A 24008-nucleotide genomic window follows, 5' to 3' on the forward strand; every position below is an offset into this window, starting at 1 on the left:
CTCCCGCCTCAGGCCGCGGCGCCGGCGAGGCCGGCGGCGGCAAGGCCGGCCAGCCGGCCGAAGACCACGGCGGTGACCAGCCCGTTGCCGGCGAGATACCAGGAGCTCGGCCCGGATATGCCGCGCGCCGCGCCGCCGCCTGCGAAGAGGTTGGGCAGCGGCGAGCCGTCCGCCCGCAGGACCCGCGCATCCGTGTCGATGACGAGGCCGCCCTGCGTGTGGAACAGACCGCCGGTGACGCGCGCGGCCTTGTAGGGCGGGGCGAGCTTCGGATGCGTGGTGAAGTCGCGTCCGAGCGGGTCCTGCGCCTTGCCGTCGGCGAAGGCCTCGACCTCGGCGATCGTCCGCGCCAGCGCGTCGGCCGGCAGGCCCGTCGCCGCGGCGAGCTCCTCGACGGAAGCGGCCGTGCGGACCGCGCCGTTCTCCAGCAGGTCGCGATAGTCCTGGAAGGCGAAGGCCGGCTTCTCGCTGCGCTCGTCATAGATGTTCCAGGCGATGCCGCCCGGCTGGCCGACCACTTCGACGGCCTGCTCCGAATAGCCCTTGAGCTCGTTCGAGAAGCGCTTGCCCTCGACATTCACCTGAAAGCCGCCCTCGGTGATGACCGCCCAGGTCAGCAGGACGCCGTGCGGCTCGGCGACCGAGGCGTGGCCCTGATAGGCATTCATGTCGGCGATGCCGGCGCCGAGCGCGCGGCCCCAGACGATCGCGTCGCCCTTGTTGCCGACATGGCCGAAGAAGCCGGCGGTCCGCATCTCCGGAATGTACTCGCCGACCAGCTCGGGATTGCCGCCGAAGCCGTTGCAGGCAAGGATGACGGCGTCGCAGCCGACGGTCTCCAGCGTTCCGTCCGGACGCCGGAAGGCGACCGCGACGATGCGGCCCGCGTCGTCGGCATAGAGCGTCTCGGCGGTCGCCGAGGTGATGATGTCGACGCCGGCGGCGTTGACGGCATTGACCAGCGCCGTCTCCAGCTCGACACCCGTCTGGTTCGGCGGCCCGTGCAGGCGATGGCGCGAATGGCCGGGCAGCAGGAAATCCGTGACGAGATGCATCTGGACGCCGCTGGCGGCAAGCCACTCGACGGTCGGGCCGGACTGCTCGGCGACCCTGCGGGCCATGACCGGGTCGGTCTTGCCCTTGGCCTTTTTCATGATGTCCTCAAAGAACGTCTCGACGTCGTCCTCGACGTTCTTCTCGGCCTGGAACGACGTGCCCGCGCCGGGGATGAGGCCGGCCGACAGCGAGGTGCTGCCCGTCGGCGCGTCGTCGCGCTCCAGGACCAGCACGGACGCGCCCTCGCCCGCGGCGGCTAGAGCCGCCGAAAGGCCGCAGGCCCCCGCGCCGATGACGATCACCGGCACGCTGTACTCGAACACGGCCTTGTCGGCGGATTCTATCGGCATGTCATTCCCCTGCTGCAAACTGTGTCCTGGGAAGGGAGCGCCGCGGCGCGGCGCTCCCAGGGGTGCTTCGCCCTACTTGCGCGCGGCGAGGGCCTCTTTGGCGAACTCCGGCTTGACGATCTTGTCGAGGACCGGGCCGAGCGGCACCGGCGACTGGATCGCGCCCTGCTTGTCGAAGATCTCGTAGGCGCTCTTGAAGGCTTCGGCGTCCGGAACGACCATCTCGCCGTCGAAATGGCCGGTATACTTGTTCTCGATCATGAACTTGATCGTCTCGGGCGTGTAGCCGGTCGCCTCGGCGAGCACGCCGTAGACGTCGTCGGGGTTCTCGTCGAGCGCACGACGGGCCTCGAGCAGGGCGTCGATTAGCGCGATCACCGTCTCGCGGTTGTTCTCGGCGAATTCGGGCCGCACGACCCAGCCCGAACCGATCCAGTGACCGCCCTTGATCTTCATGACGTCGTCGGCGGTGAACAGGCTGCGCGCCTCGCCGGTGCGCACCGGCTCGGTGGTGAAGGGCGGCCAGGCCAGCGCGGCGTCGATCTCGTCGCGCGCGAACAACGCGTTCATGTCCGAGGCGTTGACGCGGATGAGGTCCATGTCGGACTCGCTGACGCCGGAATTCTCCAGATAGACGAGGAACTGCGAGTAGATCTGCGAGGCCTTGCCCGGGAAGGCGATCTTCTTGCCCTTGAGGTCGGCGGGGCCCTTGATGTCGCTGTTGGCCTTGACGATGCCGCCCGACGCGTTGGTCAGCTCGTCATAGATGTACCAGAGGTTGTCGTCCTTGCCGATGACGTTGAAAAGCGGAGTGGTGCCGACGAGCGCGGCATCGGTCGACCCGGCGGCAAGCGATTCGAAGATCGGCGGCGAGAACGGGAACTCGGCCCATTCGGGCTTGATGCCGCGCTTCTCGAGCAGATTGCGCGCCTTGACGTAGTAGCCGAGGATCGGCGCCGGCTGAAGCGCGAGGCGGATCGTCTTGTCCTGCGCGAAGGCGGCGGTGGAGCCCAGCGCCGCGGCGCATGCGACCGCGGCGGCGAGAACGGTGTTGATGACGGATTTCATGAATTCTACTCCTCTCTGGTGGTGATGGGCGATGGTCAGGCCGCGTTGCGGCGGCTTGCTTCTTCTGTCGCGCGCAGCACTTCCTCCTTCAGCTCGTCGTAGACGGGCTTCATGAGGGCGCCGAAGGCGGGGGACGTGATGTCGCGCGGGTAGGGAAGATCGACGTCGATGATCTTCTTGATGTGCCCCGGCCGGGCCGACATGATGGCGATGCGGCTGCCGAGGAAGACCGCTTCCTGGACGGAATGGGTGATGAACAGGACGGTGCGCTTCTGCTCGCGCCAGATCGAGAGCAGCTCGGCCTGGAGCATCTCGCGCGTCTGCGCGTCGAGCGCGGCGAAGGGCTCGTCCATCAGGATGATCGACGGCTCGTTGGCGAGGGCGCGGGCGATGCCGACGCGCTGCTTCATGCCGCCGGACAGCTCGCGCGGATACGAGTGCTCGAAGCCGCGCAGGCCGACCGAATGCGCCGCGTTCATGGCGATCTCGCGCCTGCGCGCCGCCGGGATCCCCTTGATCTCGAGCCCGAACTCGATGTTGGCGAGGACCGTGCGCCACGGGAACAGGGCATAGCTCTGGAACACCATGCCGCGGTCGGCGCCGGGGCCGCTGACGGGCTTTCCGTCGATCAGCAGCGAGCCGTCCGTGACCGGCTCCAGCCCCGCCACCATCTGCAGGAAGGTGCTCTTGCCGCAGCCGCTCGGGCCGACGATGCAGAGGAACTCGCCTTCCTCGATGTCGAGGTTGACGTTGTCGAGCGCGAGGAAGGTCTTGCCCGTGCGGCGAATGACGTAGCGCTTCGAGACGCCGGATGCGGAAATCTTGGTTGACATCGTATCCTCCGAACAATCGGTCAGAAGTGGAAGCGGCGTTCGATGAGGCGGAACACCCAGTTGTAGAGCGCGCCGATGACGCCGATGACGATCATGCCGACGATGACCACATCGGTTTCCAGCACCTCGCGCGCATCGAGGATGAGGTAGCCGAGGCCGCCGCGCGAGGCGACGAGCTCGGCCGACAGGAGGGCGATCCAGCACATGGCGAACGCCACGCGCAGCGCTGTGACGAGCTCGAGCAGGATGGCCGGCAGCAGCACCTTGAAGAAGATCACGCCCCGCCCGGCCCCCAGCGTGCGGGCGGCCTTGACGTAGTCGGGATCGACGGTCTTGACCGCCTCGATGGTCGGCAGCACCAGGATGAAGAAGCCGGCATACCAGATCAGGAAGTACTTTCCGGCCTCGCTGGTGCCGAACCACAGCACCACCAGCGGAATCCACGAGAACGGGATCACGAAGCGGAACGACTCGATCATCGGCTCGAAAGCGCGGTTGAGGCGCGGCATGCTGCCGAGAAGGATGCCGAGCGGGATCGCAGTGACGATCGCCAGCGCGAAGCCGACATTGACGCGCACAAGGCTCGTCCAGGTGTGGCGCGCCAGCGTGCCGTCGGCTATCATCTCGATCATCGAATTGTAGACGGCCGACAGCGACGGCAGGATCACCGGCCGGATGCCGCCGGACACGGCCAGCCACCAGGGCAGCACGATCAGGAGCAGGATGCCGGCGAGCGCGAGGAGCGGGGCGCGAAGGCCCTGGGCGAGGTTAGACATGGAAAAGCCTCCGCTGGAGCGCGACGCTGAGCATGTTCAGCGCGTAGCCGACCACGCCGACGACTATCATGCAGGCGATGACCAGATCCGGACGGAAGCTCGCCTGCGCGCGCACAGCCAGATAGCCGAGCCCTTCCTGCGTCGCGATCATCTCCGCGATGAGGACGCCGCCCCAGGCGCCGGTCAGCGCCACGCGCATGCCGAGGAAGATGCCCGGCAGCGCCGCCGGGATCGTCACCTTGCGGAATATCTGTGCCTTCGTCGCGCCGAGGGTGAGCGCGGCGTCGACGAGGTCGCGGCGCACGCTCATGCCGGCCGACAGCGTGTTCAGAAGGATAACGAACACACACGAGATCATGATGACGAAGATGACGCTGCTGAAGCCGATGCCGAACCAGAGGATCGCCAGCGGTATCCAGGCGATGGACGAGATCGGGCGCAGGACCTCGACCGGACCCGACAGCACCTCGCGCACGATGCGCGACTGGCTCATCAGCAGACCGAGCGAGATGCCGATCGCGCAGGCGAGCGCGAAGCCGGCGAAGGCGCGCGTCAGGCTGGCCGTCACGTGCCAGACGAGGCCGCCATGCACGATCTCGTTGTAGAGGGTGACCGCGACCGTCAGCGGGGTCGGAAGCAGGTCGCTCCGCGTCGCCGGGTTGGTCGACAGGACATGCCATATGGCGACGAAGAGCGCCGGCAGGATGAACGGGACGATCAGGTCGCGCAGTCCGCCGTCGCGCTGCCCCCGCGCGCGCAGCCTGTCGGCGAGGCCTGGCCTGCCCTTTCGCTCTATGGTCATTTGGTCGGTCATTCGCCTGCCTCCGCTCAGTAGCCGGCGCGGCCTTCTTCCGGCACGCCGTATCGCTCCTCGAGTTCCCTGATTTCCTGCATGCCCGCCAGATCGAAAAATTCCTGGAAGGTCGGAACCTCCGAGGCGATCGTCGCGATCTCCCCGCTGGCCCGCAGCCGGGCGGCGACGCTGTCGGCCGCCTTGATCGCGGCGAGCATCATCCAGTTGGGGTAGATGATGAAATCGAAGCCCATCGCGGCGATCTCGCGCTGCGACAGGAACGGTGTCTTGCCGCTCGCCGCCATGTTGTAAAGCAGCGGCGCGTCGATGAGCCGGGGTATCTCGGGAAGCTGGGCCGTGGACGGCGCTTCCACGAAGATCATGTCCGCGCCCGCTTCCCGGTAGAGGACGGCGCGCTCGATGGCCGCGTCGAAGCCTTCGACGGCGATGGCGTCGGTGCGGGCGATGATGACGAAGTCGTCGTCGAGGCGCGCGTCGGTCGCCGCCTTCAGCTTGGCGACCATGTCCCCCCGGCTGACGAGCTGCTTGCCGGCCAGATGCCCGCAGCGCTTCGGCAGCACCTGGTCCTCGAGGTGGACGCCAGCGATGCCGTGGCGTTCGAACTCCTGGATCGTGCGCCGCACGTTGAGCGGGCCGCCATAGCCGTTGTCCGCGTCCGAGATCAGGGGAATGTCGACCGAATTGGCGATCCGCGAGGCGTTGTCGACCATCTCGCCGAGCGTCAGCAGACCGACGTCCGGGCGGCCGAGGCGCGTGGCCGAGGTGCCCGCCCCGGTCATGTAGAGCGCGTCATAGCCGTGCCGCGCCACGATCTGGGCGAACAGGGCGTCGCTGACTCCCGGGATGAGGACGCCCTTGTCCTTGCCGATCAGAGTGCGGAGTCTCGTGGTCTTGCGCATCAAGGCACCTTCCTGTCTTCATGACCTTCGCGCCCGAGATCGACCTCGGGCTTCCTCACCCACGGCACCTGCGCGTGGTAGGCGTCCTCGAAGGCGCGTATCTGCGGCTCGTATGTCGAGGTGAGGCTGATCTCGTCGAGCCCCTTCAATATGCATTCGCGCCAGAACGGCTCGATCTCGAAGCGATGGCGGGCCCCGTCCGGCAGGGTCGCCTCCAGGGCTTCGAGATCGACGGTGATCTCGCCGCCCTTGAGGTGGAGATGCCGGCGCGTCTCGGCCAGTACGCCACCGTCGAGGACCACGGGAACGAGCCCGTTCTTCAGGCAGTTGTTGTAGAATATGTCGCCGAAGCTCGGAGCCAGTATGGCGACGATGCCGTAATCCTGATGGGCGTAGACGGCCCCCTCGCGCGACGAGCCGCACCCGTAATTGGCGTCGACGACGAGGATGCGGCCGTCCCGGAAGGCCGGCATGTTGAGCACGAAATCCGGCCGCGGCGCGCCCTCGCCGTCGAAGCGCAGATCGTGAAACAGGAACCCGCCATAGCCGGCGGCGCGGCTCGCCTTGAGGAAGCGCGCCGGGATGATCTGGTCGGTGTTGACGTTGATCCCGTCGATCGGCACGGCGATCGAGGTCGCGCGGGTGAACGCCTTCATGCCACCCTCCTCGCGCCGATCTCGCGGCGCACGTCGACCAGCGCGCCGTTGACGGCGGCGGCGGCGGCCATCAGCGGGCTGACGAGATGCGTGCGTACCTTCGGCCCCTGCCTGCCGACGAAGTTGCGGTTCGACGTCGAGACGCATCGCTCGCCCGGCGCGCCGAGGTCGCCATTCATCGCCGAGCACATCGAGCATCCCGAATCGCGCCACTCGAAGCCGGCATTCCTGAAGATCGTATCGAGGCCCGCGGCCTCCGCCTGGTGCTTCACCGCGGTCGACCCCGGCACGACGATGCCCGGGACCCTGATCTTGCGCCCGTCGAGATAGCGCGCGGCCACCCGCAGGTCCTCGATCCGGCCATTGGTGCACGATCCGATGAAGACGCGATCGACGGGCAGGCCGTCCAGCCGCTGGCCGGGCGCGAGCCCCATATAGTCGAGCGCCATCTCCATGTTGCGGCGGCGGTCCGCGCCGGCTTCGGCCTGCGGGTCCGGCACGGCGCCGGTGATCGGCAGCACGTCCTCGGGGCTGGTGCCCCAGGTCACCATCGGCGCGAGCTTGGCGGCGTCGAGATGCACCTCGGCGTCGAACGGCGCCCCGTCATCGCTGGCCAGCGCGCGCCACTGGCGCAGCGCCTCGTCCCACTGGTGCCCGGCGGGCGCGAAGGGGCGGCCGTGGACGTAGTCGAACACCGTGTCGTCCGGCGCGATCATGCCGCTGCGGGCGGCCGCCTCGATCGACATGTTGCAGATGGTGAGCCGGCCCTCGATCGACAGCGCGCGGATCGCCGAGCCGGCATATTCGATCGCATGGCCCGTGGCCCCGCCCGCCCCGATCTTGCCGATGATCGCGAGGATGATGTCCTTGGCATGGACGCCCTCGCCGAGCGCGCCGTCGACCGTGATGCGCATCACCTTGGGCAGGCTCTGCCACAAGGTCTGGGTCGCCAGCACGTGCAGGCTCTCGGACTGCCCGATGCCGAAGGCGAGCGCGCCCAGCGCACCTTGCGTCGAGGTGTGGCTGTCGCTGCACACGATCGTCAGCCCCGGCAACGTGATGCCGAGTTCGGGCCCGATGACGTGGACGATGCCCTGGCGCGCATGGCCAAGGCCGAAATGGCGGACGCCGCCGCGTCGCATGTTGTCGTCGAACAGGTCGAGCATGCCGGCGATCTCGGGCGTCGCGGCGTCTTCCTTGCGGCGCCCGGTCGTCGGCGCGTAGTGATCGGCCGCCCCGAAGACCTGGTCGGGCGAGCGTATCGCCAGCCCGCGCCGCGCCATCTCGCCGAAGGCGTGGAACGAGCCTTCATGGACCATGTTGCGGTCGATATAGAGCAGCGACGGGCCGCTTTCGCGCGGCACCACCACATGGCTGTCCCAAATCTTCCGGAACATCGAACGGGGCGCGCCCCGTCCTGCCCCTGCGAGCATACGCATCGTGTCAGACCAGTCGTTACGGTTTCGGGCTACGGCTGCCTGCGCACCAGATCGGCGATCTCGGCGCCAGTCGCGACCCACAAGCCCTCATGCGAGAGAATGTATTCGAGGAGTTCCCGCACATAGCCGAGGCGATAGGGCACGCCCATCACCCAGGCATGGAGCGGTATGCTCATCACCCGGCCACCCCGCTCCGCCGCCTCGCGATAGAGGCAGTCGAAACGGTCCTTCGACTGGACAAGCCAGTCGGCGTCGGTGTGATGGTAGTCGTGCAGGCAGACGCGATCGTCTGTCTCGTAGGCATAGGGCATCGCCAGCAGATCGCCGTCCTTCGTCTTCATCTCGAAGGGCATGTCGTCATTGGCCCAGTCGCAGCAATAGGCGATGTCGTTGCGCACGAGGATCTCGGGCGTGAGATAGGACTGCGCGCGCCCCGGCGACAGCCAGCCCCGCACCTCCTGGCCCGACACCGAGCGCAGCAGCCCGAGCGCCCGCTCGACCAGCGCGGCCTCGTCGGCCTCGCTCAGCCCGCCGTGATGGACATGGCCCATGTCGAGGCCGTGGCCGGCGATCTCGAAGCCGGCATCCACCAGATGGCGCACGACATAGGGGTAGCGCTCGGCGATGGCGCCGTTGAGAAAGGCGGAGCCCTTCACGCTGAGCTCCCGAAGCAGCTCGACGATGCGGAAGATGCCGACGCGGTTGCCGTAGTCGCGGTTGGTGTAGTGGCGGAAATCCGGATACGGCATGCTCAGCCCGCCGGGGGCGACGAACGGCTTGGCCGGCGAGTTCAGCGGAAACCACTCGAGAAGCGGCGTCACCCACAGCGCCACCCGCGCATTGCCGGGAAGCGCGACGGGGCCGCGCTCGAACAGGTTCGACCACGCATAGCGCTCATGGTCCATGCCGTAGCCGCGCTTCGGATACACGAAATAATCGTCGGAGACCGGCATCAGGCGCCCCTCCCCTCGGCGGCGAAATCGCGGATCGCGGCGCTCATCGTCTCGTAGTGGTGCTCGAAATAATATTCGGCGATCTCGCGTCCGGTCGCGAGCCAGACCTTGTCGTGGCCGGCGATGTGCCGCAGCGCCTCCTCGAAGGAATCGATCCTGTGCGGCTGCCCGACGAGGAACGGGTGGAGGGGAATGCACATCACCGTGCCGCTGCGCTCGCCGTCGCGATAGAGCTGGTCGAACTGGCGCTTGATCATCTCGCCATAGTGCCGCGGCGGGTAGAGGCTGCCGTTGTAGACGATGATGTCGTTCATCTCGAGCGAATAGGGCATGCTCAGCAGCCGGCCCTTGCGCACGTTCACCGGCATCGGCTGGTCGTCGTGGAAGTGATCGCAGGTGTAGAGAAGGCCGTATTCGGCCAGCAGGTCGGTGGTCCAGATGTTGCTCGACAGCGCCGGCGCCAGCCAGCCGGCCAGCTTCTGGCCGGTGTGCTTCCTGATCGTCTCGATCGAGTCCTCGATCAGCTTGCGCTCCTGCTCCTCGGTCAGCTCGTAGCAGTAGCGCGTGTTGTAGACGCCGTGCGAATAGAACTCCCAGTTGCGCCGGGCCGCCTCCTCGATGATCTCGGGGTGGTGGTCGGCCAGCGCCACGTTGAGCGAGACCGAGCCGCGGAAGCCGGTGCGGTCCATCGCGTCCATCATGCGCTGCATGCCGACGCGGTTGCCGTAGTCGCGATAGGAATAGGCCAGCACGTCGGGCAGCGGCCGCGCCCATGGCTTGCGCTTCGGGTTCTCCGGCGGCTCGAACTCGTAGAACTCGATGTTCGGCGCGATCCACACGGCGATCCGCGCATCGTTGGGCCAGCGGATCGCCGGCCGCCTGTCGAACGGCAGATAGTCGTAGAGTCCGGGATCGGAAAGCTGCTCCACGGGGATCAAGCCTCGTTCCTGAAGTTGCGGTAGTAGTCGATGACCTCGGCGACCGGCAGGACATCGCCATACTTGAGCGCGATGTCGTAGAGATTGGCGAAATGCGGGCTCTCGTGCTTGTCGGCCACGCATTCCTCCGGAACGATCACCCGGTAGCCGCGGGAAAGGGCGTCGACCACGGTCGCGCGCACGCAGCCGGAGGTCGAGCCGCCGGTGACGACGACGGTGTCGCAGCGGTGCCAGACCATCAGCGATTGCAGGTGGGTGTCGTGGAAGGCCGAGGCCATGCGCTTGTTGTAGACGATGTCGCGCACCCGGTCGATCTTCAGGCGGTCGTCGAACTCAGCGCGGACGGAGCCGACCTTGATGTTCTGCAGCGAGTCGGGCGTGTCGGTGCGCGTGCCCCACACGCCGCAATCCTCGCCGGATTCCATGTAGGCGACATAGGTCCACGCGACCGGAAGGCCATGGCCGCGGGCGAGATCGGCGAGCTGGTTCACATACTCGATCTGCCGCGGATCGGTCTCGTAGGCCGTCTTGAACTGCGCCGTGTCCGTGTAGGACTTCTGGAGGTCGATATTGACCAGCATCGGCTTGCGGCCGAAGCCGTAGCGCTTGCGGGTCGGGTTGGCCCGAACTTCCATGAACAGTTCGCGAGCGGTTTTGTTCGACGTTTCCACGAATCCTCCTGCACAGTCGCCAAGCCGGGCCAGGAACCGCAGACCGACGCCTTCGGTGAGCCCATGCAGAAAGTTATCAAAAATGACCTATTGATGCAACATTAAAATCTTCGTTGCCAACCACGATCCGGCTACTAAACTCGCACCATCAGCTCCGGACATGATTCTCAAGGGCGTCATGTCCGGCAGAGCGCGACCTTCACAAACCCGCGCCTGATCCAGCGTGCGCGAGAGGCAGTCCGCAATGACAGAGCGAAACACCCCCACAGACGGTTCCTTCGTCGGCTCGAAATCGCCGGTGCCTCTCTACCATCGGCTCTATGTGATCCTGCGCGACAAGCTGACGAGCGGCGCCTACAGCGCGGGCGACCTGCTGCCGCCCGAGGTCGATCTCGTCAAATCCTACGGCGTCAGCCGCGTCACCGTGAAGCGCGCGCTCGACGAGCTCGCGGCCGAAGGGCTGGTCGAGCGCTCGCGCGGGCGCGGCACGGTCGCCACCGGCAAGACCTTCGGCATGATCGGCGGCACGCCGCTGACGGCCGGCGTCGACACGCTGCTCTCGAACCTCGAGACCATCGGCTCGAAGACCGACGTCCAAGTGGTCGACTTCCAGTATGTGCGCCCTCCGTCCCACATAGCCGACACGCTGAAGGTGCCGCACGACCAGGAGCTGCAGAAGGCGGTGCGGCTGCGCATCCACGACGGCCGGCCGCTGGCCCTTTCCACCTCCTACATCATCCCGGATATCGCCAGATCGATCACCCGGGAGGATTTCGAGAAGCGCTCCCTGATCCAGATCATCAAGGAATCGGGCGTCGAGATATCGCTGGTGGAGCAGAGCATCTCCGCCACGCTCGCGGACAACATCATATCCTCGCTCCTCCTCATCCCGAGCGGCAGCGCCCTGATACGCATCCGGCGGACCTTCTTCATCGAAAAGGACACGCCGATCGATCACGTCGAGATCCTCTATCCCTCCGAACGCTTCGAGTACCGCATGACGCTGTCGCGCTAGGCGCGCGTCGAGAGCGCAGGCTTTCCCGCATCGCGGCGCCGTTGTAGGAATGGGCGATGAGCGACACGTCCCAGCCCTGCCTGTTCTGCCGCATCGCCGCGAGGCAGATACCCGCGCATATCGTCTGCGAGACCGACCACGTCATCGCCTTCCTCGACATCGCGCCGATCCGCCCCGGGCATACGCAGGTGATCCCGAAGGAGCATCATCCCTGTTTCGATGCCTTGCCGGCCGGGCTTCTGGCCGAGGTCGCGGCGACGGGCCAGCGGGTGGCGCGGGCGCTCAAGGCGATCTACGGCGTCGAGCGCGTCGGCTTCGCCTTTACCGGCACGGACGTGGCCCACGCCCATGCCCATGTGGTGCCGCTGGTGGCGGCCGACGACCTGACCTCGCGACGCTACATCGTCGAGGAGGCGGTCACCTACCGCAACCCGCCCTGCCCGCCCGGCGACGTCATGGCGCAGACCGCGCTCCGCATCCGCGAAAAACTGCAAGGCTGAGCCCGACCCAACGCAACCAATCGCCTCCTCGAACGTTACACTCGGTTCCACTGTATCTCTGGGAGGAGTGCGATGACGAAATTGCGTTTGCCGGTCACGGTGTTCACATGCGCCCGCGACCCCCGGGATCTGTTCACCGTGGAGGATCTGCTCGAGTTTCTCGACGAATGGCCGCCGGCGCGGCGCGGCCCGCTGCGCGAGGAAGTGCGCCGGCTGTGCCTCGCCGTCTATGCCGGCGAGGCGACGGTCGAGGAGGCGCGCGCCGCCTTCGTCGCCTTCGCCCGGCTGATGAACGTGCTGGAGCCGACCTTCGACGCGGTTCCCGGCTACGACATGCCGAAAGGGCGCGAGGTCGCCTCGAACTGAGTTTTCTTTCGCATGCCGCGCCGGACGTGCGGCCCGCGACTTTGACGATCCAGCCAAAGGAAAGGCCGCCCCGGATGAAGCCGGGGCGGCCTTTCGATTTTAGGGACCGCTGTTACCAGGGGCGATACCAGCCTTCGACCATGGTCTGCTTGTCGCGATGGTTGCCGCCGAGCGTGCCGGCGAAATACGCAGCCGCGGCGCTGACCAGCAGGGAGACGGCAGCGAGGAATGCGGCGATCATCGCCGTCCGGCGGGCCTGGTCGGCGGCCTCGCGTGCCTGCTGCTCGAACTGGGCCGCCTGCGCGGCCACCTCGTCGATGCGCCGCTCGGCCTCCTCGGGCGCAATGCCGGCGCGCTGGGCCACGAGCGCCACCAGATACTGGCGGTCGGCATCCGTCATGCCCTCGTCCGACGTCGCCGCCGAAAGGAGGATGCGCCCGACTTCGCTGCGCGTTCCCTCGTCGGTCGACGCCGCGCCCGGGGTTCCCCTAAGCGTGCGGTCGATCAGGAGATCGTTGGGATCGAGAACGTCGACCGCCTGGGCAACCGCGCTGCCCGCCGCCGACGCCGCGGCGCCCGCCGTTTGGCCGACCGCGGTGACGGTTCCCATCGCGCCGGAATAGGCGATCACCGCCGCCGCGAGCGTCGCGACTGCCCAAACCACCAGCCCGTGCGAGCCGTCCCGGAGATCCGATTCCGATTCCGTGGCGTCGCCGTGGCGGCGCCTCATGCGTCCGGCGAGATATCCGCCGGCCATCGACGCCGAGACCTGCACCCACAGGAGCCAAAGCCCGCCGACGATGGCGATCCAGAACAGCGACGCGGATTGCCCTTCATGGGCCGACGTCAACGACAGGCCGAGCGCGGTGCCGAATGTGAGCAGCACCAGCGAGATCGCGGCGGCGACCGCCGCGCCGGCAAAGATCGCCGGCCAGTCGATATAGGAGCGGGCATCGTCGCCGACGGGTGAGACGACAGTTTCTTCGATCAGTGCCATTCCTGCCTCCTTCAACGCAGGCCGAAGAAGGACAGGATAGCCAGGATAACGACCACCAGACCGACGAGATAGATTATTCCGTGCATGTGTGCCTCCAGCGTTGTGTCGAACCAAACTCCCCATTCTTGCCAAAGTTCCTTCATCGCTCCGCCATATTCGCATCGGGACCGGGCCATCTCGCGGAACAACCGCGCCGCCGGTTTGGAACAGATGGGGAGGCGAGGAGTTGGGTAAGCTCATCAGCAACACGATGGAGATTGCCACCATGGACCACAGCAACCACGTTCGCCTTACCAGCGATGAGCTCACGCCCACGGTTCTCGAGGGCGCGACGATCTATGACGTCGACGACAACAAGATCGGCACCATCTCGCACATGCACGGCAGCGAGATCGTCATCGACGTCGGCGGCTTCCTCGGCATCGGCGCGAAGCCGGTCGCCGTGTCCGCCGGCGACCTCGACTTCATGCGCGACGAGGATGGCGAGGTCCACGCGGTCACCGACTGGACCAAGGACCGGCTGAAGGCGATGCCCGAGCATCGGCACTAGCTCCGGCGCGCCGGAAAAGCTGCGGGCCGCGTCAATCGGGCGTGGCGGCAAGGCGAACGGTGGGGTTTTCCCGATTTCCCCCATCGGCCAACGAAACGGCAGACGAGCGCCTGTCCTGCCCGGCCCGCAGCTTCGCCGTCAAGGCGATCCCCCGAGATTTGACAACCGCGAACGGATGGCCGACATCTCGGCCATGCGCAATACTCTTGCCATAAGCCCTGACCGCCAAAGGCGCAGCCAACCCGGCTGAGTGCCTGGTGCCCCTACCTGCGAGAGCAAGAGCGGCACCAGGTTAAGCCCCGCTTCTCCCCTTCAGTTTCACCGACGCTTCGCCAGGCCGCAGCCCGACTGCGCCGGGGCGTCGGCCCATGCGGTCAAGGATTGCAAGGATGACTTTCAGGTACAGCTACACCTTCCCGATCAGCGGCCCGAACAAGCTTCCCCGATTCAGGAAGTGGGCGGCCGAGCACGCCCCCGAGATCGAGGTGAGCCTGCCGCCCCAGGTGCCGGTCAAGAGCGAGGCGATGACCATCCGCCTCAAGTCCATAGAGGACAGGCAGACGCTGCTGTCGCGCATGAACGGCGTCAAGCTGTAGCAGCGGGCGGGCGTCAGCCATGTCCGTTATCCGCTGCCCGTCATGCGGCTGCACGCTTGCCCGCGACGCGCGCTGCCATAGCTGCCGGCAGCCGCTCGCACGTTCCGGCTCGGTGCCGGAGCACCTTTTCGGCCCTCCGAACACCGACGACCGGTCCGCGCCGCGATCCCCGGCCGACCGGTAGGACGGTCCGATGCCCGCCGGGCGGCTCAAGGGGCCGCCCGGCGGCGGCGCTATTCCTCCATCGCCTGGCGGATCAGGGAAATCTTCTGCTCCGACAGCATCACCGCGCCGAGCTGGCCGTTTTCGCCGAAAGCCTGCTTGGCGTTCTCGAAGCGCTCGATGGCCTTGGCGTATTCGGCTTTTCCGCCGCCGAGCGCGGCGAGGTTCCAGTGGACGTCGCCGATGTTGTTCTCGGCAAACGCCCATTGCAGCGGCTGGCTGTCGCGATCGAACACCTGTTTGCTCGCCTCGAAGGCGGCGAGCGCATCGGCCAGCGTCGCCCCGTCGCCGCTGCGGGTCGACAGGTTGAGGAGGCAGGTGCCGAGCGTGTTCTGGGCGGTCGCCCATTCCACCGGCGCGTTGTCCACGGTGAGAACCTCCAGCGCGGCGCGGGTCGCCTCCACCGCTTGCGTCAGGCTGTCCAGCGTCTCGTCGGTGTAGGACATGCCCTGCAAGGCCCCGCCCATCATCGCCATCGTGTTGGCCCACTGCATCGGCATGGCCTCGCGCCTGTATTCGGACAACGCCTGCCGGAAGGCCGTCACCGCGCCCCGGTAGTGCGCCGGCTCGTTCGACACCGTCGCCATCAGGCGCAGCGTGTTGCCGACATTGTGATGGGTCATCGCCCAGTCGATGGGGAATTCCTTGCGCTTGTAGACCCGGCGGGCGTTGTTGAACGCGTCCACTGCCTGTTGCAGCACCTCGACGTCGGCGGTGCGCTGGCCGATGGTCTGCAGCGCGTTGCCGAGATTGTTCTGCGCCGACGCCCAATTGAGCGGGCTGGCGCGACGGTCGAGAACGGTCAGCGCCGCCTCGTAGGCCGCGCGCGCCTTTTCGAGATTTTCCGTGTCGAGGTCGTGGCGGGCGCGGTGGACATAGGTGTTGCCGAGATTGACCTGCGTCGTCGCCCACATCTGCGGCCAAGCCTCGCGCGTGCGCACTTCAAGCGCCGCCTCGAACGCCTCGGCGGCCCGGTCGTGATAGGAAATGTCGTTCGAGCGCAGGCCGAGCGCGTTGAGCGTGTTGCCGAGATTGTTCTGGGCCATGCCCCAGTCCATCGGGCTCGCCTCGCGGGTGAACACCTCGAGCGCCGCGCGGTAAGCCGCCTCGGCCTCGGCGATCAGGGCGGCGTCGCCGCGACGCTCGCCGAGGGTGAAGCTCGCCAGCCCGATATTGATCTGCGTCGAGGCCCACTCCATCGGCACGCTGGCGCGCTCGCGCCGGGCAAGCGCGGCGCGGAACGCCTCGATCGCCTGCTCGATGCGCGCGGGGTCGGCCTCGCGCTGGCCGAGCGCCAGATGGATGTTGCCGATATTGTTCTGCGCCGCCGACCAGTTGGCGTCGTCGCCGAGCCGCTCGAACACGGCCATCGATTCCTCGAACATCGTCATGGCCTTGAGGAGGTCGGCGGCATCCTCCCCGCGCTCGCCGATGTCGTTGAGCACGACGGCCATGTTGTTGCGGGTGATCGCCCATTCGGAACCGCGGTCGTCCGACGGCAGCATGCGCAGGATCGTGTCGTAGGCCGCCAGCGCCGCGTCGAGCGCCGCGCGCTCGCCCGTCGCCCGCCCGTGGCTGCGCAGCGCCTCGGCCTGCATGTTCTTGTAGTTCCAGGCGAGATCCTCGTCCCACTTCTCGACGAGGTCGAAGGCGCGGCCGTAATCGTCGGCGGCCTCGGTGAAGGCGAAGACGAGAGCCGACGCGTCGGCCCGGCGCGCATAGATCGCGGCGTCGGCGATGCGCTTGCGGCGCAGCAGCTCCTCGAGGTCGTCGACGTCCTGCCGGGTCTCCTCGACGCGGGCGACGGCGCGATCCATGAACAGGCGCGCCGTCCGGATCGCGCCTTCGGCGATCGCCCTGTCCGCGGCTTCCGACAGCCGCGCGATCTCGGGATCATCGGTGCGCAGCGCGGCGCGCTCCGACAGCATCTTGCGCAGCCGCCCGGCCTGCGCCTCCAGCATCTTCTCCATCTCGCTCGGGTCGGAGGGCGGCTCGGCCGTCTCGTCCAGCGCCCGCAGGATGCCGTAGAGCGCGTCGAGCGGCACGCCGTCGCGCAGCGCGACCTTCTCGACCTGCAACCGGTTGATGTCGGGCAACTCGGCGATGGTCAGCAAAAGCTGCCGCCGCTCGCCCGTCACCAGCGCCTCGTCGCCTTGCGGCTCGTCCGGCGCGACGCCGAAATAGAGCTGGCGGCGCAGGCTCTCGTTGACCCACGGCCGCTGCTGGGTGCGGGTCGAAAGGTAGACCTCCTCCGTCACCATGCGCATGACCTGGCCGAACTCCGCCCCTCCCATCGCCGCCAGATGCCGCAACAGCGCCGTGGCGTAGGGGCTGTTCGCCCCCGGCGCGCCGTCGAGCGCCGGCAGGCCGGGCTCGGCGGCGAAGCCGATGACGGTGCCGAGATTGTCGTTCGACGGCCGCGCCTCAGCGAGGCTCGTCGCGCCACGCACGGCGGTCAGCCCGCTCTCGCCCATCGGCGCGGGCTCGGCGCCGGGCGTCGCGCGCACCAGCGACCCGGCGGGAAACGGATTGGTGCGGCAGGCGTCGAGCAGCACGATGGTGACGGGCACGCTCCGCTTCAGCTTCTCGATCAGCCCCGACAGCGGCACCATCGTTTCCTCGGCGCTGTCGAGCGAGCCGTGGTCGACATCGACCGGCAGCAGCCAGTTCTCGCCGCCGGCCTCGATGCCGTGGCCGGAATAATAGAGGAAGGCGACGTCGGCCTCCTCGGCGTCCTCGGCGAAGCGTTCGAGGTCGCGGCGCAGCCGGCCTGCGTCGCGGTCGGTGACGGAGCGCGCGTCGAAGCCGAGATCGGTCAGGAGCTTCACCATCTCGCGCGCATCATTGGCCGGGTTGGGCAGCGGCGCGATGTGCTCGTAGGCCGACTGGCCGATCACCAGCGCGACGCCCGAAAGCTTCTTCTGCGCCTGCGCCGGCAGGGCGAAGAGCAGGGCGACGAATATGGCGAACAGCGCGCCCGTTGCGCGAGAGGCGGTCATGGCTGCGGTTCTGCCCTTTTCGAAAGATCGGGCGCAAGACATAGCGGCTTCGCGGCAAATTTGCGACGGGAACGGCCGCGCGGGGAAAATCCCCCGGTCATCCGCCGCTTCGCCGAACCTGTCGCTCAGGCGACGGCGAGCTCGGGCGCGCCGGCCTCGACCCGTCCGATGGAAGCGGCCTCGGCAAAGCCCTCTTCGCGGAAGATGGCGAGAACCTCGCCGGCCGCCTCGGGCGCGCAGGCGACCAGCAGCCCCCCGCTGGTCTGCGGGTCGCACAGCAGGGCGCGATCGACGTCGCCGAGCGCCGGGGCGAGGCGCACCTCATGCCCGTAGCTCGCCCAGTTGCGGCCCGACGCGCCGGTGACGAACCCGGCGGCAGCGAGATCGCGCGCGCCGGCCAGCAGCGGCACGGCCGCCCAGTCGATGCGGATGCGGGCGCCCGAGCCCCGCGCCATCTCCAGCGCATGGCCGGCAAGGCCGAAGCCGGTGACGTCGGTCATCGCATGGACGCCGGCCAGCGCGCCGAGGCGGGGGCCGGGCGTGTTCAGCTTCGTCGTCGAGGCGACCATGGCGGCATAGGCGCCGGCATCGAGCCTTTCCTTCTTCAGCGCGGCCGAGAACACGCCGACGCCGAGCGGCTTGCCGAGGATCAGCACGTCGCCGGGCCGTGCGTTGGCGTTGCGCTTCAGATACGCCGGGTCGACCAGCCCGACCGCGACCAGCCCGTAGATCGGCTCGACCGAATCGATCGTGTGCCCGCCGGCGATGGGGATGCCCGCCTCCCGGCAGGCGGCGCCGCCGCCGTCGAGGATCGCGCCGATGGTCGCGGTCGAGATGCGGCTGATCGGCATGCCGACGATCGCCAGGGCGAAGAGCGGCGTGCCGCCCATCGCATAGACGTCGCTGATGGCGTTGGTGGCGGCGATGCGGCCGAAATCGCCGGGATCGTCGACGATGGGCATGAAGAAGTCGGTGGTGGCGACCAGCGCCTGCCGCTCGTTGATCTTGTACACCGCGGCATCGTCCGAGGTCTCGATGCCGACCAGAAGCTCCGGCGGCACGGCGAGCCCCGAGCCGCCGCGCAGGATGTCGGCGAGCACGCCGGGCGCAATCTTGCAGCCGCAGCCGCCGCCATGGGCGAGCGAGGTCAGGCGCGGCTCCTGCGGGGCGGACATCTCGTTCATCGGGCACTCCTTCCTTGCCCGTGCCGTCGCCCCGGGCGCACCGGCGGGCGGTGCACGGGCGGCATCGGGCCTGCCCGATCTTGTGCCACCTTCGGCCGGCGGCGGCAAGCAACCGAACCTCGCCCGGCCCTCCGGAACAAGACGCGGCCGCGGCGGCGGAAATCGACCGCAAGTCAAGTCGTTGTATATGAATCGATATATCGCTGTTTAATTTGACACCGGCACCTATTGGATGGATCATGCCATGATCAATTGAGGTAAAGGCGGATTGTAACGACCTGTAGCAACCTATCCAAAAGACAGGCAGTGAAGGGAGAAACCCCGTGAATATCGACCTTACGCGCCGCAGCTTCCTGAAGCTGACGGGCGCCGGGGTGGCAGCCACATCGCTCGGTGCGATGGGCTTCGGGCAAGCCGAGGCGGCGACGGCCGCCCATGTGCGCGGCTTCAAGCTCGCCACCACCACCGAAACCCGCAACATCTGCACCTATTGCTCCGTCGCCTGCGGAATCATCATGTATTCGAAGGGCGATCTGGCCGCCGGCGAGAAGGCCGACCTGATCCACATCGAGGGCGACGCGGACCACCCGACCAACCGCGGCACGCTCTGCCCCAAGGGCGCCGCGCTCAAGGACTACGTCAAGGCCGAGACGCGCCTGACGCGGCCGCGCTACCGCGCACCCGGCTCCGACCGCTTCCAGGATATCAGCTGGGACGAGGCCTTCGACAAGATCGCCCGCGCCGTCAAGGACGACCGCGACGCCAACTTCGTCGAGAAGAACGACAGGGGCGTCACCGTCAACCGATGGACCTCGACCGGGTTCCTCGCGGCGTCGGCGACCACGAACGAGACCTCATGGATGACCTACAAGGTGGTCCGCTCCATGGGGATCGTCGGATTCGACAACCAGGCGCGCGTCTGACACGGCCCCACGGTGTCCAGTTTGGGCCCGACTTTTGGCCGTGGAGCGATGACGAACTCCTGGACCGACATCAAGAACACCGACCTCGTCGTCATCATGGGTGGCAACGCCGCCGAAGCGCATCCGTGCGGCTTCAAATGGGTGACGGAGGCCAAGCACCATCGCGGCGCAAGGCTGATCGTGGTCGATCCGCGCTTCAACCGCTCGGCCTCGGTGGCCGACTACTACGCCCCGATCCGTCCCGGCTCGGACATCGCCTTCCTGATGGGCGTGATCCGCTGGTGCATCGAGAACGACAAGGTGCAGTGGGACTATGTCCGCAACTACACCAATGTCGGCTACATCGTGCGCGAGGACTTCGGCTGGCAGGATGGCATGTTCACCGGCTATGACGAGGAGAGCCGCAGCTACGACCAGACGAGCTGGGAATACGAGTTCGGCGACGACGGCTACGTCAAGGTCGACGACACGCTTCAGCATCCGCGCTGCGTCTGGCAGCTCCTGAAGAAGCACGTCGACGTCTACACGCCCGAGTTCGTCGAGAATCTGTGCGGCACGCCGAAGGACCGGTTCCTCAGGATCTGCGAGATGATCGGCGAGACCTCGGCGCCCGACAAGACCATGACCTCGATGTATGCGCTCGGCTGGACGCAACATTCGAAGGGCTCGCAGAACATCCGCGGCATGGCCATGCTCCAGCTCCTGCTGGGCAATATCGGCGTCGCCGGCGGCGGGATGAACGCCCTGCGCGGCCATTCCAACATCCAGGGCCTGACCGATGTCGGGCTGATGTCCAACCTGATCCCCGGCTATCTGGCGATCCCGCGCGAGAGCGAGCCTGACTACGCGGCCTACATCTCGACGCGCGGCAACAAGCCCCTGCGGCCGGGCCAGATGAGCTACTGGCAGAACTACGAGAAGTTCTTCGTCAGCTTCATGAAGTCGATGTGGGGCGAGCACGCGACAGCCGACAACGGCTGGGGCTATGACTGGCTGCCCAAGCTCGACATCGCGCAATACGACGCGATGAAGATGTTCGAGAAGCTGAACAATGGCGAGGTGAACGTCTATTTCTGCCAGGGCTTCAACCCGATCCTGGCCTTCCCCAACCGGGGCAAGCTCACGGAAGCCTTCTCGAAGCTGAAGCTCCTGGTCGTCATGGACCCGCTGGAGACGGAGACCGCGTCCTTCTGGGAGAACCACGGCATCTACAACGACGTCGACCCGTCGAGGATCGAGACCGAGGTGCTGGAACTGCCTACCACCTGCTTCGCCGAGGACGAGGGCGCGACGGTGAATTCGGGCCGCTGGCTGCAATGGCACTGGGCGGGGGCGACCCCGCCGGGCGAGGCCAAAACCGACATCGCCATCATGGCCAACATCTTCCAGCGGGTGCGCGAGCTCTACCGCACGGAAGGCGGGCCGGCGCCCGAGCCGATCCTCAACCTTGCCTGGGAGTACGAGGACCCGCTGCATCCGACGCCGGCCGAGCTGGCGATGGAGCTGAACGGCAAGGCGCTGGAGGACATCGCCGACCCGGACGACCTGACGAAGGTGGTGCTGGCGAAGGGCCAGCAGCTGTCGAGCTTCGGCCAGATGCGCGCCGACGGCAAGACCATGGGCGGCTGCTGGATCTACACCGGCTGCTGGACGCCGGACGGCAACATGATGGCGCGCCGCGACAACGCCGATCCCGGCAATATGGGGACGTTCCAGAACTGGTCGTTCTCGTGGCCGGCGAACCGGCGGGTGCTCTACAACCGGGCCTCGTGCGACATCGACGGCAAGCCGTGGGATTCGACCCGCCGGCTGATCGAATGGAACGGCGAGCGCTGGACAGGCGTCGACGTGCCAGACATCGCGGTGACCGCCAATCCGCGCGAGGTCGGCCCCTTCATCATGAACCCCGAAGGGACCGCCCGGTTCTTCTCGCGGCGGCTGATGCGGGACGGACCGTTCCCGACCCATATGGAGCCGTTCGAGAGCCCGGTGGCCAACCCGCTCAACCGCGGGATGCGCGGCAACCCCGTCGCCCGCATCTTCCCGAGCGACGTGGCCAGCCTCGGCACCAGCGACGCGTTCCCGTTCGTCGCCACCTCCTACCGGCTGACCGAGCACTTCCACTACTGGACGAAGCACAACCGCGTGAACGCGGTCAACCAGCCCGAGTTCTTCGTCGAGATCAGCGAGGAGCTGGCGGCCGAGAAGGGCATCGCCAAGGGCGGGCGGGTCCGGGTGTGGTCGAGCCGCGGCCAGATCTGGGCCAAGGCCGTCGTCACCAAGCGGATCAGGCCGCTGACCTGCGACGGCAAGACGGTCCACATCGTCGGCATCCCCATTCACTGGGGCTTCAAGGGCGCGGCGCGCAAGGGCTTCGGCCCGAACTCGCTCGGCCCCTTCGTCGGCGACGCGAATATCGAGACGCCCGAGTTCAAGGCCTTCCTCGTCAACATCGAGCCGGCCGGAGAGGAGGCGACGGCATGACGAGCGAAAGAGCGCCCCAACCCGTCACGGCGGTGGCCAACCCGCCGGTGCAGCCGATGGCCTCGAACCTCCTGCCCGGCGATGTCGTCATGGTCTCGGCCACGGCCAGCGTGCCCGAGCCCGAGCGGCAGCTGACCAAGGTCGCCAAGCTGATCGACGCGTCGAAATGCATCGGCTGCAAGGCGTGCCAGTCGGCCTGCGTCGAATGGAACGACACCCATCCGGAGCTCGAGGAGAACGTCGGCGTCTACGACAATCCCCACGACCTGACACCGGACATGTTCACGCTGATGCGGTTCTCGGAATACGAGAATCCCGAGAGCGGCGACCTCGAATGGCTGATCCGCAAGGACGGCTGCATGCATTGCGAGGACCCGGGCTGCCTCAAGGCCTGCCCGGCGCCCGGCGCCATCGTGCAATACTCGAACGGCATCGTCGACTTCATCTCGGAGAACTGCATCGGCTGCGGCTACTGCATCGCCGGCTGCCCGTTCAACATCCCGCGCATCTCGAAGACGGCGCATGTCGCCAAGAGATGCACGCTGTGCTCGGACCGGGTGGCGGTGGGCCAGGGCCCGGCCTGCGCCAAGGCCTGCCCGACCCAGGCGATCACCTTCGGCACCAAGGACGACATGATCGCGCTGGCCGAGGAGCGGGTCGAGGACCTGAAGTCGCGCGGCTACGACAATGCCGGGCTCTACGACCCGCAAGGCGTCGGCGGCACGCATGTGATGTACGTCCTGCACCACGCCGACAAGCCCTCGCTCTATTCCGACCTGCCCGACGATCCGCACATCTCGCGCGTCGTCGAGGGCTGGAAGGGCACGGCCAAGACGGTCGGCCTCGCCGCCGCGGGCATTGCCGCGGCCGGCGCGGTGCTGCATGGCCTCCTGGCCCGGCCGAACGAGGTCTCCGAGCACGACGACGAGGAAGCCGAGGCGCTGGTCGAGACCGACGGCGGCGCCGAAGCCGATGAGACCGGTCGCGGCGAGGAGGCGTGATGGGCGAGCGCAGACGCATCCATTCGGCGCCCGGCGACAGGATCGAGTCCCGCAAGCCGGTGCTCGTCAACCGCTATCGAGGCATCACCCGGCTGAACCACTGGGTCACGGCGGCGTGCATGATCGTGCTCCTGCTGTCGGGCCTCGCCTTCTTCCACCCCTCGCTCTTCTGGCTGACCGGCCTGTTCGGCGGCGGCCAGACCACGCGCTGGCTGCACCCCATCGTCGGCGTCGCCCTGTTCTTCAGCTTCCTGCTGCTGTTCCTGCAGATGTGGAGGCTGAACCTGCCCCGGCGCGAGGACGTCGACTGGTCGCTGAACATCGGCGAGGTGCTGAAGGGCAACGAGGAGAAGCTGCCCGAGCTCGGCAAGTACAATGCCGGGCAGAAGCTCGTCTTCTGGGCGATGGCGGTGCTGATCCTGGTGATGATCGCCAGCGGGGTGATGATCTGGGAGCAGTATATCCCGCTGTGGCGCGACTACGCGCCCGTCCTCGCCTCGATCCCGGCGCGGCGGATCGCGGTCGCGGTCCACGCCACCGCCGCCTTCCTGTCGATCCTCGTCTTCATCCTGCATGTCTATGCGGCGATCTGGACGCGCGGGACGATCCGGGCGATGACGCGCGGCACCGTCACCGGCGGCTGGGCCTGGCGCCATCACCGCAAATGGCTGCGCGAACTGGCTGGACGCGCGGACAGGGACCCGGCACAATAACGGCA

22 protein-coding genes are annotated in these 24008 nt (G+C 67.4%); 8 read left to right on the forward strand and 14 right to left on the reverse strand.

The window, feature by feature from the left end; genetic code table 11:
- Positions 1-8: 8 nt before the first annotated feature.
- The 11 genes from M9945_RS18045 to M9945_RS18095 form a co-directional block, all read right to left on the reverse strand.
- Entirely contained in the window at positions 9-1406 is a 1398-nt protein-coding gene (locus M9945_RS18045; RefSeq protein WP_367929561.1) for an FAD-dependent oxidoreductase, read from the reverse strand.
- Positions 1407-1478: 72 nt separating this feature from the next.
- Positions 1479-2474: an ABC transporter substrate-binding protein gene (locus M9945_RS18050; RefSeq protein WP_367929562.1), complete on the reverse strand. Its 996-nt coding sequence runs from the start codon at positions 2472-2474 to the stop codon at positions 1479-1481.
- A gap of 35 nt (positions 2475-2509) precedes the next feature.
- Complete coding sequence (locus M9945_RS18055; RefSeq protein ID WP_367929563.1) at positions 2510-3307, reverse strand: ABC transporter ATP-binding protein; 798 nt, start codon at positions 3305-3307, stop codon at positions 2510-2512.
- 20 nt (positions 3308-3327) lie between these two features.
- Entirely contained in the window at positions 3328-4083 is a 756-nt protein-coding gene (locus tag M9945_RS18060; RefSeq protein ID WP_367929564.1) for an ABC transporter permease, read from the reverse strand.
- Positions 4076-4897, reverse strand: coding sequence for an ABC transporter permease (locus tag M9945_RS18065; protein ID WP_367929565.1), 822 nt, complete (start codon positions 4895-4897; stop codon positions 4076-4078). Before M9945_RS18065 ends, M9945_RS18060 begins: the two co-directional genes overlap by 8 nt.
- Positions 4898-4911: 14 nt before the next feature.
- The gene (locus M9945_RS18070) at positions 4912-5796 is read right to left on the reverse strand and encodes an oxaloacetate decarboxylase (RefSeq protein WP_367929602.1); all 885 of its coding nucleotides are present in this window, start codon (positions 5794-5796) and stop codon (positions 4912-4914) included.
- Positions 5796-6452, reverse strand: a complete 657-nt coding sequence (gene leuD, locus M9945_RS18075) for a 3-isopropylmalate dehydratase small subunit (protein ID WP_367929566.1) — start codon at positions 6450-6452, stop codon at positions 5796-5798. Before leuD ends, M9945_RS18070 begins: the two co-directional genes overlap by 1 nt.
- Positions 6449-7849 carry a 3-isopropylmalate dehydratase large subunit gene (leuC, locus tag M9945_RS18080; RefSeq protein WP_367929567.1) on the reverse strand — a complete coding sequence of 467 codons (1401 nt, stop codon included), beginning with the start codon at positions 7847-7849 and terminating at the stop codon, positions 6449-6451. Before leuC ends, leuD begins: the two co-directional genes overlap by 4 nt.
- A 71-nt stretch (positions 7850-7920) precedes the next feature.
- Positions 7921-8844, reverse strand: a complete 924-nt coding sequence (locus M9945_RS18085; RefSeq protein ID WP_367929568.1) for a polysaccharide deacetylase family protein — start codon at positions 8842-8844, stop codon at positions 7921-7923.
- Positions 8844-9773, reverse strand: a complete 930-nt coding sequence (locus M9945_RS18090) for a polysaccharide deacetylase family protein (RefSeq protein WP_367929603.1) — start codon at positions 9771-9773, stop codon at positions 8844-8846. Before M9945_RS18090 ends, M9945_RS18085 begins: the two co-directional genes overlap by 1 nt.
- A 5-nt stretch (positions 9774-9778) precedes the next feature.
- Complete coding sequence (locus M9945_RS18095) at positions 9779-10417, reverse strand: isochorismatase family protein (RefSeq protein ID WP_367929569.1); 639 nt, start codon at positions 10415-10417, stop codon at positions 9779-9781.
- 280 nt (positions 10418-10697) lie between these two features.
- Between M9945_RS18095 and M9945_RS18100 the strand changes: the two genes are divergently transcribed.
- The 3 genes from M9945_RS18100 (at position 10698) to M9945_RS18110 (ending at position 12334) form a co-directional block, all read left to right on the forward strand.
- Positions 10698-11468 (forward strand): GntR family transcriptional regulator, encoded by a 771-nt coding sequence (locus M9945_RS18100; protein ID WP_367929570.1) that lies wholly within the window; start codon positions 10698-10700, stop codon positions 11466-11468.
- Positions 11469-11524: 56 nt separating this feature from the next.
- A complete protein-coding gene (locus M9945_RS18105; RefSeq protein ID WP_367945685.1) occupies positions 11525-11968 on the forward strand; it encodes an HIT family protein in 444 nt (147 codons plus the stop codon).
- 72 nt (positions 11969-12040) lie between these two features.
- Complete coding sequence (locus M9945_RS18110; protein WP_367945686.1) at positions 12041-12334, forward strand: DUF982 domain-containing protein; 294 nt, start codon at positions 12041-12043, stop codon at positions 12332-12334.
- Between the two features lie 112 nt (positions 12335-12446).
- On the opposite strand, the gene M9945_RS18115 is transcribed toward M9945_RS18110, so the two are convergent.
- Positions 12447-13331 (reverse strand): hypothetical protein, encoded by an 885-nt coding sequence (locus tag M9945_RS18115; RefSeq protein WP_367945687.1) that lies wholly within the window; start codon positions 13329-13331, stop codon positions 12447-12449.
- A 265-nt stretch (positions 13332-13596) separates the two neighbouring features.
- Here M9945_RS18115 and M9945_RS18120 point away from each other — a divergent pair, with 265 nt between their 5' ends.
- Both M9945_RS18120 and M9945_RS18125 read left to right on the forward strand, forming a co-directional pair.
- Positions 13597-13881: a PRC-barrel domain containing protein gene (locus M9945_RS18120; RefSeq protein WP_367929604.1), complete on the forward strand. Its 285-nt coding sequence runs from the start codon at positions 13597-13599 to the stop codon at positions 13879-13881.
- Between the two features lie 389 nt (positions 13882-14270).
- Positions 14271-14477, forward strand: a complete 207-nt coding sequence (locus tag M9945_RS18125; protein WP_367945688.1) for a hypothetical protein — start codon at positions 14271-14273, stop codon at positions 14475-14477.
- Between the two features lie 233 nt (positions 14478-14710).
- Here the strand turns inward: M9945_RS18125 and M9945_RS18130 are convergent, their stop codons facing one another.
- The gene (locus M9945_RS18130; protein WP_367945689.1) at positions 14711-17698 is read right to left on the reverse strand and encodes a caspase family protein; all 2988 of its coding nucleotides are present in this window, start codon (positions 17696-17698) and stop codon (positions 14711-14713) included.
- Positions 17699-17823: 125 nt separating this feature from the next.
- Complete coding sequence (gene selD, locus M9945_RS18135; protein ID WP_367945690.1) at positions 17824-18882, reverse strand: selenide, water dikinase SelD; 1059 nt, start codon at positions 18880-18882, stop codon at positions 17824-17826.
- 323 nt (positions 18883-19205) lie between these two features.
- Between selD and fdnG the strand changes: the two genes are divergently transcribed.
- Genes fdnG through M9945_RS18150 form a run of 3 tightly spaced genes read left to right on the forward strand, consistent with a single transcriptional unit; the run spans position 19206 to position 24003 of the window.
- Positions 19206-22289 carry a formate dehydrogenase-N subunit alpha gene (gene fdnG, locus M9945_RS18140; protein WP_367945691.1) on the forward strand — a complete coding sequence of 1028 codons (3084 nt, stop codon included), beginning with the start codon at positions 19206-19208 and terminating at the stop codon, positions 22287-22289.
- Between the two features lie 56 nt (positions 22290-22345).
- Entirely contained in the window at positions 22346-23290 is a 945-nt protein-coding gene (gene fdxH / locus M9945_RS18145; protein WP_367945882.1) for a formate dehydrogenase subunit beta, read from the forward strand.
- A complete protein-coding gene (locus M9945_RS18150) occupies positions 23290-24003 on the forward strand; it encodes a formate dehydrogenase subunit gamma (protein ID WP_367945692.1) in 714 nt (237 codons plus the stop codon). Before fdxH ends, M9945_RS18150 begins: the two co-directional genes overlap by 1 nt.
- The last annotated feature ends 5 nt before the right edge of the window (positions 24004-24008 follow it).

Origin of the sequence: Aquamicrobium sp., from assembly GCF_023954335.1 — a bacterium.
In the GTDB taxonomy this organism is placed as follows: domain Bacteria; phylum Pseudomonadota; class Alphaproteobacteria; order Rhizobiales; family Rhizobiaceae; genus Aerobium.